Source organism: Croceitalea dokdonensis DOKDO 023, assembly GCF_001306415.1.
GTDB lineage: Bacteria > Bacteroidota > Bacteroidia > Flavobacteriales > Flavobacteriaceae > Croceitalea > Croceitalea dokdonensis.
The window spans coordinates 24,543-37,275 of record NZ_LDJX01000011.1; the positions used below are offsets into that span (position 1 = coordinate 24,543).

The window sequence follows — 12,733 nt, forward strand, 5'->3', positions numbered from 1 at the left end:
ATAGCACCGTTTATCGATTAGTGAACGATATTTTTGCCCCTTCCACCGATATATCATGTACTAGTCCAAGTTTTTTATAACTTTAGCATAACCAAATCTTATTACCGTAGGACTTCCCACTCTTGCTATATAAAAAGAACACTTATATGGGGACATTTCTACACGTTAAAAATTTATATATCAACGCTTTTGATGAGAGATGGCCAAAATTTGTGGTGGCTCTTTTAAAGGGTTATACCTTATTTTGCGCGTTCATGTTTGCCATTGCACTATACGCATTTGTGTATCGTATGTTTACCGGATTCCATTTTTAAAGCTATTATACGTACTCTTTTACCTGAACACTATAAGGGTAAACAAAAACCTGTTCTTATTTGGAACGGGTTTTTTTATGCCCGCCGCAGCGTAGGTTTTTCTGTTTGAAAAGTCACTAAATCCTAGGGCTACCCGCAAAAACGGCCTATTTTTGAAATACAAACCAAGTACAGATGGACAAAAAAGTTATTTTAATGATTCTTGATGGTTGGGGCAAATCCCCGGACCCAAAGATTTCTGCGATCGATCAAGCAAATACGCCCTTTGTGGACAGTTTATACGAGCAATATCCCAACGCCAATTTACGGACAGATGGAATGAATGTTGGGTTGCCAGAAGGACAAATGGGAAATAGTGAAGTAGGGCATATGAACCTTGGTGCAGGCCGTATTGTTTATCAAGATTTCGCTAAAATAAACAAGGCCGTAGCCGAAGATTCCCTAAAAAGCGAACCGGTGTTACAAGCGGCGTTTGATTATGCCAAAAAAAACAACAAACCAGTTCATTTTTTGGGTTTGGTCAGTGATGGTGGGGTACATAGCCATATCAACCATTTAAAGGCCCTGATTACCGCGAGTGCGGAAAGCGGGGTAAAAACATCCTACGTGCATGCATTTACGGATGGCCGTGATGTAGACCCAAAGAGTGGAAAAGGTTTTTTAATAGATCTGCAAACGTTTTGTGCAGATAAACCTACCAAACTGGCAACGGTCATTGGCCGCTACTTTGCCATGGACCGTGACAAGCGATGGGAACGCGTTAATAAAGCATACAAGGTAATGGTAAAGGGTATTGGTGAAACCACTTCGGACATTGGCGCTACCATCCAAAAGAACTATGATGCCGGAACAACGGATGAATTTATAGAGCCTATTGTGGTGGATGAAAAAGGCACCATTGAAGATGGTGACGTTGTCGTGTTCTTCAATTTTAGGACGGATAGGGGCCGTGAACTGACACAGGTGCTCCACCAGACCGATATGCCCGATTTTAATATGAAAAAACTGGACCTCTATTACGTAACCATGACCAATTATGACGAATCCTATGTTGGGGTAAAAGTCATATACGACAAGGACAATATTGAACAAACCCTTGGGGAAACTTTGGCAAAAGCGAAAAAGAAACAGATACGTATCGCAGAAACAGAAAAATATCCCCATGTTACCTTTTTCTTTAATGGTGGACGCGAAGAACCCTTTGAGGGCGAAAATCGAATCCTTTGCCCCTCGCCAAAGGTAGCCACCTATGATATGCAGCCAGAAATGAGTGCTTATGACATTCGTAATGCCATAATTCCCGAATTAAAAAAAGAAATAGTAGATTTTGTCTGTCTCAATTTTGCCAACCCCGATATGGTAGGCCATACCGGAAGCATGACAGCGGCAATTAAAGCATGTGAAGTAGTGGATGAATGTGCCAAAGATGTGATAAACACCGGACTGGAGCATGGCTATACTACCATTGTAATTGCAGATCACGGTAATTGTGACACCATGGTGAACCCTGATGGTAGCCCAAATACCGCTCACACCACCAACCCTGTCCCCCTTATTCTGGTAGATACCGATATAAAACAAATCTCCGATGGGGTCTTAGGAGACATCGCCCCTACCATTTTAAAACTCATGGGAGTAGAACAGCCGGCTGCCATGACCCAAAAAGCATTGGTATAGTAGTGCCCAATATGGATATAGGATAATTCTAAGGGCTGGGAAAATATAACGGACAGAACTTGGGTTCAGCTTTCATAGAGTAGTAAATAAACTTGGGGGAATCTCGATAGACTTTAAAAGGAAAATCATAACTGATTTGAACAGAAGCATTAAATCACATTTTTAAATCTCGATTATCGAGTAAAAAACTAACAGTACCTTTGTTTACATGATAAAAATCAAAACTGCAGAAGAGATAGAACTCATGCGAGAAAGCGCCCTAGTGGTTTCCAAAACCTTGGGTATGATCGCATCCGAAATCAAACCCGGGGCCCATCCACTAAAATTGGATAAAATGGCCGAGGAATTTATCCGCGAACAGGGCGCCTCACCGGGATTTCTGGGCATGTATGACTTTCCAAACACCCTAAATTGGAGTCCTAACGCCCAAGTGGTACATGGAATACCTAATAATGAACCGCTTAAAGAAGGAGATATTATCTCAGTAGATTGCGGTGCCCTTAAAAATGGGTATTATGGAGACCATGCCTACACTTTTGAGGTAGGTGAAGTTGCCCAAGAAACCAAAAAACTCTTGCAGGTAACCAAAGCATCATTGTACCATGGTATTCGAGAATTTAAACTTGGCAACCGCGTAGGGGACGTAGGCTTTGCCATACAATCCTTTTGTGAGCAGCACGGCTATGGTATTGTGCGCGAATTGGTGGGACACGGCCTAGGAAAAAAATTACATGAAGACCCCCAAATGCCCAATTACGGCAAACGTGGTAGGGGCAAGAAATTCGCCAACGGAATGGTGGTAGCCATAGAACCGATGGTAAATATGGGCACACGCCGCATTAAACAGCTCAGTGATGGATGGACCATTTTAACGGCGGACGGGAAACCAAGTGCACATTTTGAGCACGATGTTGCCCTAGTGGACGGAAAACCGCAATTATTATCCACTTTCCAGTATATCTATGATGCTTTGGGCATTACATCTGATGAGGAAATAGAGTTTAAATGACCATGTCCCGTTTTTTTAAATTCTTTCTAAACCTTATACCCAGGCCATTGCTGATTACCCTAAGTTATTGGGTGCGCCCCCTTTTGGCGTTATACCTACGCGGCAATACCTATATAGACCCCATAGACGGTAAAGGGTTTAGAAAATTTTTACCCTACGGTTATGAAAATCCCAGAGAGGGGGTGCTATCCCCTTCTACCCTATCCTTGGAGCGCCATAGACTATTATGGTTATACCTGAAGAATGAAACCGACTTATTTACAAAAGACATTAAACTGCTGCATTTTGCACCAGAACAAGCATTTTACAAGCGTTTTAAAAGGAAGGATAACATTACCTATGTCACAACGGATTTAAGCTCACCACTTGCAGATGTCAAGGCCGATATCTGTAAACTCCCCTTTGGAACGAATGAGTTTGATGTGATTTTATGCAACCATGTATTGGAACACATCCCTGAGGACACCATAGCCATGCAAGAATTGTATCGGGTCTTAAAACCGGGCGGATGGGGAATTTTTCAGGTCCCTCAAGACATGACCAAAATCACCACCTTTGAAGATGATACGATTAGCGATAAAAAAGAACGGGCAAGGATATTTGGGCAATATGATCATGTCCGTGTCTATGGAAGGGATTATTTTGAAAAATTAAGGAGTATTGGATTCTTGGTGGAAGAGGTGGACTACACCAAGAGCCTGTCTGAAAACCAAATAGAAACCTACAGGTTGGCCAAAGGGGAAATTATTCCCTTGGCAAAAAAACCTTATTCCACTAAACGCTCTTGAAAACCGGCCGTCATAAAGGTTTCCATGACATCGTCTTTATCTAGATAGATGATAAATGCATCCAAATTGTTATCGTTCCCCAAAACCTCCTTGGACATTTCCAAGTCCATGGCCATTATAGCGGTTGCGTAAGCGTCTGCAGTTGCACAATTCTCAGCAATCACCGTAGCGGCAAGCACCTTGGCATTTTTGGTATATCCCGTTAATGGGTCAATAGTATGTACATATTTCTCCCCGGTTTCGGAATCATATCTGAACTTACGGTAATTTCCGGAGGAGGCCAAGGCCGCATTTTCTAAATTGAGTACCGCGGCTGCACCACGCACCAGCACGTCGTTTGGATTGTCTACCCCTACCGTCCATTGTTTATTCTTGACCTTATTTTGCCCTTTTGCCAAAATCTCTCCGCCTACTTCCACCAAATAATGAACAATCCCTTTTTGGTCTAGCATGGCACCCAGCCTATCTATGGCATATCCTTTGGCGACCGCATTAAAATCAAACCGAATGGCCGCATGTTTTTTCTTGACGCGGCCTTGGGCATCCAAGCTAACTTTTTGCCAGCCTACATACCGTAACAAACTATCTACCTTTATGCTATCCAGCTCTTGCTGTTCCCCTGGGCCAAAACCCCAAGCATTGGCCAATACCCCAACCGTTGGATCAAAATATCCATTGGATACCTTATTTACTTTGGTTGAAATGGCAAAAACATCCCTAAACATCTTATCCACTATTAGCGTAGAATCCCCTTGGTTGATTTTTGAAATATCTGAATCCGGCAGATACGTGGACATGGACCGGTTGACGGCGTTAACCACAGAATCTATTTCCCGTTGGTAATCTATGGGGGAGTCACTTAAATAAATAATGGAATAAGTAGTGCCAAATGCATTTCCAATTTTTTGATTCTTAACCCAGGGCGTTGGCGTATGGCACTGTAGAAAGAATACACCGAGACAACAAAATACTATTCTTTGCATACGTTTATTTAATTTCCACAAGGCCATCATAATCCACTACATAATCTTCATTAAGGTACACAGGCAAATTATGGTCTTTGGCATTGACCAGACCTACGGCCGCATAGAAGGTTCTGGCTTCAAATTTTTCCGCATGGTCCCTCATTTTATGCAAATCTGCCTTAAAAAACTCCATATCCTTTGGGTCTCCTGGGTATTCAATGCTCTTTACTACAATAAAGCTCATTTTTTTCTCCTTGGTACAGACAAACTGGGGGTTCTTTTTCAACTTACTGTTTACAGCTAGAAAATCATAACCTTCCTGCTCCAGTTGCTTGCCCACAATATTCATGGCCAAATTGTGCAATTCCTGTTCGGTCAATTTTCTTCCCATATGCTAATTGAACTAAAAAACCGACACTTTATGGGCATCGGTTTGTTTAGGCGTTTTAAATATGTACTACTTAATAAGTGTTTACCCACCAAAATCATCAAAGCGAATATGCTCATCCGGAATTCCAAAATCTTCACCCATTTTCTGCACTGCTTGGTTCATTAATGGAGGTCCACAGAAATACAATTCAATATCCTCTGGGGACTCATGATGACTCAAATAGTGATCAATCACACAGTTATGGATAAATCCTACGAAACCATCCCCCTCTTCGTCATTAATATCCTTTTTCACCTTCCAGTTGTCCTCTTCCAAAGGCTCAGAAAGGGCCAAATAAAACTTAAAGTTAGGAAACTCTTTTTCCAATTGATAAAAATGATCCAGGTAAAATAATTCACGTTTGGAACGTCCACCGTACCAATATGTCACTTTTCTATCCGTTTTTAGGGTTTTGAAAAGATGATAGAGGTGAGACCGCATCGGCGCCATACCAGCACCACCACCAACATATAACATCTCTGAATCCGACTCATTAATAAAGAACTCCCCGTAAGGCCCTGATATCACCACATCATCCCCTGGTTTAAGCCCAAAAATATATGAGGAGGCAACCCCTGGGTTTACGTCCATCCAGCCATTCTTGGCCCTATCCCATGGCGGTGTGGCAATACGGACGTTCAACATAATCTCACGACCCTCTGCTGGAAAAGAAGCCATTGAATAGGCGCGCTCTACCATCTCGGGATTTTTCATGACCAAGGGCCATAAATTAAACTTATCCCATTCTGCCTTAAACTTATCGGGCGTATCATGTTCTTCTGGATGTGCGGTAATGTCCATATCGGCGAACTTCACTTCACACTTGGGTACTTCAATCTGGATATATCCACCAGCCTTGTAGCCCATATCCTCAGGGATTTCCACTACAAACTCTTTGATAAAGGAAGCCACGTTGTAATTACGCACCACTTTAGCAGGCCATTTTTTGATACCAAAAACCTCTTCAGGAATGGTAATATCCATATCCTGTTTTACCTTTACCTGGCAAGCAAGGCGGGCTCCCTGTTGCAATTCCTTTCTGGAGAAGTGCGGAGTTTCTGTTGGTAAGGCCTCACCACCACCCGAAAGCACATGGCATTCGCACTGTATGCAAGTTCCCCCACCACCACAAGCAGATGGCAAAAACACTTTTTGATTCCCTAATGTTGATAAGAGCGTACCACCAGATGCAACCTCTATTTTTTTCTCTCCATTGATGGTCAAGGTAACGGGGCCTGATGGCGAAAGCTTTTCTTTGGTTACCAATAGCAAGGCCACCAAGAGTAGCAATAGGACTAAAAATGCAACTACGGTTATTATAATGGTACCACCAGTACTTGTAGCTAAAATCATTTTATTCTTTTATTAAAGGGTTATAAGAGACCGCTTTGTCATCGGCTTGTAACTCTTCTTCAATCATTTTCTTTTCCTCTATTTTCTCCACTGTTGTTGGTTCCGTTCCCTCAGGAGGATCATTGTCACCAGTTAACATGCCACCAAAACTTTGAAAACCAATGCCCATCAACCCTGTAATAATAAAGGTTATTCCCAAACCCCGAAGTGGTGGCGGTACATTGGAATACCTGATTTTTTCACGAATTGCAGCAATGGCGACAATGGCCAAAAACCATCCGATACCGGAGCTAATACCATAGTTTAACGCCAAGCCCAGTGAAGGTATTTCCCTAGCCTGCATAAATAAGGAACCCCCTAAAATGGCGCAGTTCACAGCGATCAGTGGTAAAAATATACCTAGGGAGTTATACAAGGATGGAGAAAATTTTTCCACTATAATTTCCACAAGTTGCACCATGGTTGCAATGGTTGCGATAAACATGATGAACGATAAAAAACTTAGATTGTAGTCTGCATACTCTGGCCCAAGCCAGACCAAGGCACCATCTCGCAATAAATATTGATCCAACAACCAGTTTAAGGGTACCGTAACGGCCAATACAAAAATAACGGCTGCACCAAGCCCAACGGCGGTAGCTACCTTCTTGGAAACCGCCAAATAGGAACACATACCCAAGAACACGGCAAACACCATGTTATCAATAAATATGGATTTGAAAAACAATTCTAAATGCTCTAACATAATGCTGTATTTAAGCTTCTTCTATTAATGCCTTATTTCTGGAACGTTGCACCCAAATAATGATACCAACCACGATGAGGGCCGCCGGTGGAATAATCATAAAACCGTTGTTCTCATATCCAATGGCGTACAACCCAGTTTTAGTGATGGGATCACCAAGTACAGGGATACCAAACAAGGTACCTGCGCCAAGAAGTTCCCTAAAAAAGCCTACCATGACCAGAATGACACCGTAACCCAATGCATTTCCGATACCGTCCAAGAAGGAACGCCACACACCATTCCCCAACGCAAAGGCTTCAAACCTACCCATAATAATACAGTTGGTAATGATCAATCCCACAAAGACCGATAGCGTCTTACTTAGTTCATAGGCAAATGCCTTTAAGACCTGATCTACCACAATTACAAGGGTAGCTACAACGATGAGCTGTGCAATAATCCTGATTTTGGAGGGAATTAAATTTCGCATCAAAGAGATGACAACGTTGCCCACGCCCATCACAAAGATTACGGAAATAGACATTACTAGGGACGCCTTAAGTTCCGCCGTAATCGCCAATGCTGAACATATGCCCAAGACCTGAATGGTAATGGGATTGTTGTCCGCTAGCGGATCCAAGATGAGATTTGCATCTTTTTTTGATAATAGTGCCATCTTTTAGTTGGTTCTTATGGTTTCTAAATAAGGCTTGTACGCCTTTAATGTTTCTTTAATCATAGCGGTAACACCATTTCCTGTTATCGTGGAACCGGCTATGGCATCTACCTCATTATCTTGCTTATCCTCATTCACAGGGTCATTATTGGTTTTTGATACGGTAATCCCGGCATAGCTACCACCATCCAAAAGGGATTCTCCGATAAAGTCATCCATAAAAAAACGAAGTTTAATGTTAGCGCCTAAGCCAGCAGTTTCGCCTTTATGGTCAAAATACACTCCCTGAACCACCATGTTCTTGTCTACAGAAATAAAACCCCAAATGGCATCCCATAAACCTTTGCCGTACATTGGCAGTACGTATACATTTTCACCGTCCTTTTTACCAACAAAAATGGGTAATTTTGCCTCTTCCCCTTTTTTGAAGGCCGCTATTTCCTTTTTAACGTCTAGTGAAAATGCATTATCATCCTTTTTGATTTCCCCATCGATGAGCACGTACTGCTCCGTGATGTTTTCCTCAAACTTTTCCTCGACCACATCTGTGGGAATGAAGTTTACACCGCTATCTGGTGTATTCTCATGCACTCCCATGGCGTACAGGATATTTTGTTGTTTCTCAAAACGTTCGTTTTCCTTGATACGGTCACTTAACCCAGAGGCCAAGAAAGCTAAGATGGAACCAACGACAATTACCATTAGTACCGAAAAGAGGATGGTATATCCGTTTTTATCTGTATTGATAGCCATAACTAAACTGTTTCAACTTTTAGCGCCTCTGCCTTACCATCCGATGGTTTTGGTAAAATGGTCGCATTTTTCAATCGCTTCATTCTTCTGCGCACATTTCCTTGGACCACATAATGATCTATAGTAGGCGCAAAAACATTCATCAACAATATGGCTAAGAAAACCCCTTCTGGATAACCTGGGTTGAATACGCGAATCATCACGGAAATAAAGCCGATGAAAAAACCGTAAATCCATTTTCCCTTATTGGTCTGTGAACCCGTAACCGGGTCTGTTGCCATATATACAATACCGAAGGCAAGCCCTCCAACAATTAAATGTTTCCAGAAATCAAACTGCATTAATCCGTAAAACTTGCTGTATTCAGGAATAATTCCCGCATCTACCACCCAATTGAAAATAAGCCCCATGGCCAATGAACCAATTACGGCACTTAGCATAATTCTCCAACTTGCAATTTTGGTAAAAATCAAAAATAGGCCTCCCAATAAAATCAAGAATGTGGAAGTTTCGCCAACTGAACCCGGGATAAAACCATAGAACATCTCTGCGAGATCATATTTGGCGTACATCGCCTCTGATTTTCCTTGTGCCAAGTATCCTAAAATAGTTTCGCCAGATATAGCATCTGCAGTACCCGCTCTCGCTACCCCTTCATGCACCCAGACCTTATCACCACTCATCCAGGTTGGATAAGCAAAAAACAAGAACGCACGTATGGTGAGTGCAGGGTTTAATATATTCATTCCCGTTCCGCCAAAAACCTCTTTGCCAATAACCACCCCAAAGGCTACCGCAACAGCGAGCATCCAAAGTGGGGTATCTACGGGAATAATCAATGGAACCAACATACCGGTCACCAAATACCCCTCTTCTACCTCGTGCCCCTTAATCACGGCAAATACGAATTCTATGGCCAAACCAACCCCGTATGATACAACAACCAAAGGAAGTACGGTAATGGCACCTAACCAAAAATTGTCCCAGGTAATAAAGTGTTCCAAAATAGAGAAATCTGCAGGAAATCCATTAACTGCGGAATAGTGTTGGTAACCTGCATTAAAAATACCAAACAACAAACATGGCAATAATGCAATAATGACCGTATTCATCGTTCGTTTTAGGTCATCAACGGCCCTAACATGACCACCAGAGTGGGTGGTTTCATTAGGGGAGTATAAAAAAGTGTGGATGGCATTAAAGGCTGGCGCCATTTTCTTGCCTTGATACTTTAGTTTAAGCTCGTGTAATTTTTCTTTCATGCCCATTTTATCCAATTTCTTGTAACATTAAATCTAGACCTTCCCTTATAATTTGTTGGTGGGGTTGCTTTGAGATACAAATAAACTCGGTTAATGCAAAATCTTCCGGAGCTACCTCATACATGCCCAATTGCTCCATTTCATCCAAATCCTTTACCATGCAGGCTTTTAGCAATTGTAGTGGATAAATATCCAACGGGAACACCTCTTCATATCTGCCGGTCACCACAAAAGCGCGATGCTCACCATTGGTATTGGTATCCAAATCATATTTTTTGTTTTTGTTCAGCCAGGAAAATGTCAAAGCCCTCGTGGATGAAATTTTGTTGAACACCGGCTTGTTCCAGCCAAAGAACTCATAATCATCACCCTCGGGAATAGCGGTTACGGTGTTATTGTAAAAGCCCAAATTGCCCTCGGGGGTGGTTTTGGCTCCTGTAAGCACGTCTCCATTAATTAATCTGAATTTATCTTCCTTAACACCGCTGGCATAAAGAAAGGTAGAAATTTCAGCACCTATTTTAGTGGTATAGTATTGAGGAGATTTCACCGAGGAACCAACCAAGGCTACTATGCGCTCTGCATTAAATTTACCAGTCAATAAAAATTCTCCGATGACGACCAAATCCTGTGGAGCCAATGTCCAGACAGTTTCTCCTTTATTTATAGGGTCTATTTTATTGATATGGGTACCAACCAAACCCGCGGGATGCGGACCAGAAACCTTGTGTAGCGTAGTCCCTTTGATGGATGCCAATGGGGACGTGGCCGTATTTCCCACACCAATATGTATTTTCCCTGGAGTTAATTTACCCAAAGCCGTAATGGCAGCTTGCAACTCCGCTTCCTTTCCGTTGAGCACGTAATCCACATCTGCGGCCAAAGGGGCCGTATTGTAGCCAGAAATAAAAATGGCCTTTGGCGTGGCATCTGGGTTGGCAACCACGTCATAGGGCCTTTGCTTGATAAAGGGCCAACAGCCAGATTTAAGCAACAAATGCCTTACCGTGTCAGCGTCAGCATGGTCCAAATCCACTGTTTTGGAAATATGGAACTCTTGTTGCTTATCCGCTAAAATCTTTAATGTAAGTATTCTTCTTCTTGCACCCCTAACAATCTCCACAAGCTCACCACTCACTGGGGAGACAAAAAGCATATCCTCTACATTCTTATTATAAAAGAGAGGTTCACCCGCTTTTACCTCAGCACCCTCCTTCAACAACATTTTTGGGGTTATGCCGTGGAAATCGTCCAAATTAATGGCATAGATGTTACTTTGCACAGCCTTTGAGGTAATCTTTTCCGCTTCCCCCACCAAATTAATAGTTAAACCTTTTTTGATTCGGATGTCTGTAGACATATTGGTATCTCCCTTAGGTTAATAAAAAATGCACGCAAATTTAATATTAAAACGGTTAAAAAAGTAATTATTGTCTAGAAATTTGGGGTTTATGACGAGCTTACTTTGTTAGGTATGCTTTTTGTTTACCTTTACTTTTAAATTAAGCTTTTAATGCGTTTTTTCCTTAAACATCTCCTTGTTTTTTTAACAACAATTTGTGCTTTTTCCCAGGTGCAGGAAGAGATCAACCCACCTGCCAACATTAAGACCATAATTTTTAAGGGGCCAACGGAAGATCAATTTCCTGTTGTTAAGTTAGATGAGTCGATATATCTTGAATTTGACGACCTTACCGCAAGCGAACAAGATTATTATTATAAAATTGTGCATTGTGATTACGACTGGACACCGTCACAGTTGCTAAAATCCCAATATCTTATAGGTATTGACAACCAGCGTATTATTGATTATGAAAATAGTTATAATACCTTACAGCCCTATTCCAACTACAGATTAACCATACCCAACAATGAAGTTAAGCTAAAAGTAAGTGGCAACTACGTTTTGGAAATATATAATATGCATCAAGAACTGCAGTTCACTAGACGTTTTGTAGTGTACAAAGATTTAGTAAGCGTTGGCGGTGTGGTTAAGCGTTCCAGGGACTTTGAGTATATCAATGAAAAACAGGTGGTTCAGTTTACCATAAATACGGCAGGCTTTCCTGTTGTCAACCCTAAAAAGGAAATAAAGGTAGCTATTATCCAAAACCACTTTTGGCCAACAGCGCTCTACAATTTAAAACCGCAATTTACCATCGGCAACGAATTGGTGTATAGGTATGACCAAGAAACAAGCTTTTATGGCGGGAATGAGTTTTTGAATTTTGACACAAAGGATTTAAGGACCCCAACCTTTGCCATCTCTAGGATAGAATTTAAAGAACTTTACCATCATTATCTTTTTCCCAACCAATATCGGTATGACAGACCTTATACCTTTTTCCCAGACATCAACGGGGATTTTGTGGTAAGGACCTTGCAAGGTGATGATGTGTCTAGGGAAGCGGAATATACCAACGTTCATTTTTATCTCCCTTACACCCCTGAGCTTGGCTTGGACCATGTCTATGTGTATGGAAAATTCAATAATTATGATCTTAGCGAGGAAAACCTGATGAGATACAACGATACAACTGGGAACCTGGAACTGGTTTACCCAATAAAACAGGGTTTTTATAACTACAAGTTCATTGTAGAAAAAGAAGATGGCACCCTAGCGCCCAACCAAATTAGCGGCAACTTCCATTTTACGGAGAACAACTACCTGATATTGGTCTATTACAGGGATTTTGGAGAGTTTTACGACAGCATTATAGGCATTGGCACCACGAACTCACAGACCATCAGTAATTAACTTATTATCACCAATGCCATG

Annotated in this window: 13 protein-coding genes; 5 read left to right on the plus strand and 8 right to left on the minus strand. The window is 41.7% G+C overall.

Annotation, left to right across the window (positions count from 1 at the left end; genetic code table 11):
- The first annotated feature begins 146 nt into the window (after positions 1 to 146).
- From I595_RS17805 to I595_RS16395, 4 genes are all read left to right on the plus strand, one after another.
- Positions 147 to 314 carry a DUF6747 family protein gene (locus I595_RS17805; protein WP_316934170.1) on the plus strand — a complete coding sequence of 56 codons (168 nt, stop codon included), beginning with the start codon at positions 147 to 149 and terminating at the stop codon, positions 312 to 314.
- 174 nt (positions 315 to 488) lie between these two features.
- Positions 489 to 1,991 (plus strand): 2,3-bisphosphoglycerate-independent phosphoglycerate mutase, encoded by a 1,503-nt coding sequence (gpmI, locus tag I595_RS16385; RefSeq protein WP_054560534.1) that lies wholly within the window; start codon positions 489 to 491, stop codon positions 1,989 to 1,991.
- Between the two features lie 208 nt (positions 1,992 to 2,199).
- The gene (gene map, locus I595_RS16390) at positions 2,200 to 3,000 is read left to right on the plus strand and encodes a type I methionyl aminopeptidase (RefSeq protein WP_054560535.1); all 801 of its coding nucleotides are present in this window, start codon (positions 2,200 to 2,202) and stop codon (positions 2,998 to 3,000) included.
- Positions 3,001 to 3,002: 2 nt separating this feature from the next.
- A complete protein-coding gene (locus I595_RS16395) occupies positions 3,003 to 3,788 on the plus strand; it encodes a class I SAM-dependent methyltransferase (RefSeq protein WP_054560581.1) in 786 nt (261 codons plus the stop codon).
- On the opposite strand, the gene I595_RS16400 is transcribed toward I595_RS16395, so the two are convergent.
- The 8 genes from I595_RS16400 to I595_RS16435 form a co-directional block, all read right to left on the minus strand.
- A complete protein-coding gene (locus I595_RS16400; RefSeq protein ID WP_245628313.1) occupies positions 3,767 to 4,771 on the minus strand; it encodes an FAD:protein FMN transferase in 1,005 nt (334 codons plus the stop codon). The genes I595_RS16395 and I595_RS16400 overlap by 22 nt on opposite strands.
- 4 nt (positions 4,772 to 4,775) lie before the next feature.
- Positions 4,776 to 5,144, minus strand: coding sequence for a hypothetical protein (locus tag I595_RS16405; RefSeq protein ID WP_054560537.1), 369 nt, complete (start codon positions 5,142 to 5,144; stop codon positions 4,776 to 4,778).
- An 81-nt stretch (positions 5,145 to 5,225) separates the two neighbouring features.
- Positions 5,226 to 6,536, minus strand: a complete 1,311-nt coding sequence (nqrF, locus tag I595_RS16410) for an NADH:ubiquinone reductase (Na(+)-transporting) subunit F (RefSeq protein WP_054560538.1) — start codon at positions 6,534 to 6,536, stop codon at positions 5,226 to 5,228.
- 1 nt (position 6,537) lies between these two features.
- Entirely contained in the window at positions 6,538 to 7,281 is a 744-nt protein-coding gene (gene nqrE, locus I595_RS16415) for an NADH:ubiquinone reductase (Na(+)-transporting) subunit E (RefSeq protein ID WP_054560539.1), read from the minus strand.
- A 10-nt stretch (positions 7,282 to 7,291) separates the two neighbouring features.
- Positions 7,292 to 7,939, minus strand: a complete 648-nt coding sequence (locus I595_RS16420; protein WP_054560540.1) for an NADH:ubiquinone reductase (Na(+)-transporting) subunit D — start codon at positions 7,937 to 7,939, stop codon at positions 7,292 to 7,294.
- 3 nt (positions 7,940 to 7,942) lie between these two features.
- Positions 7,943 to 8,692, minus strand: a complete 750-nt coding sequence (locus I595_RS16425) for a Na(+)-translocating NADH-quinone reductase subunit C (RefSeq protein WP_054560541.1) — start codon at positions 8,690 to 8,692, stop codon at positions 7,943 to 7,945.
- 2 nt (positions 8,693 to 8,694) lie between these two features.
- Positions 8,695 to 9,960: an NADH:ubiquinone reductase (Na(+)-transporting) subunit B gene (locus I595_RS16430; RefSeq protein WP_054560542.1), complete on the minus strand. Its 1,266-nt coding sequence runs from the start codon at positions 9,958 to 9,960 to the stop codon at positions 8,695 to 8,697.
- Between the two features lies 1 nt (position 9,961).
- Positions 9,962 to 11,314, minus strand: coding sequence for a Na(+)-translocating NADH-quinone reductase subunit A (locus I595_RS16435; protein WP_054560543.1), 1,353 nt, complete (start codon positions 11,312 to 11,314; stop codon positions 9,962 to 9,964).
- Between the two features lie 153 nt (positions 11,315 to 11,467).
- Here I595_RS16435 and I595_RS16440 point away from each other — a divergent pair, with 153 nt between their 5' ends.
- A complete protein-coding gene (locus I595_RS16440) occupies positions 11,468 to 12,712 on the plus strand; it encodes a type IX secretion system plug protein (RefSeq protein WP_054560544.1) in 1,245 nt (414 codons plus the stop codon).
- Positions 12,713 to 12,733: the final 21 nt, after the last annotated feature.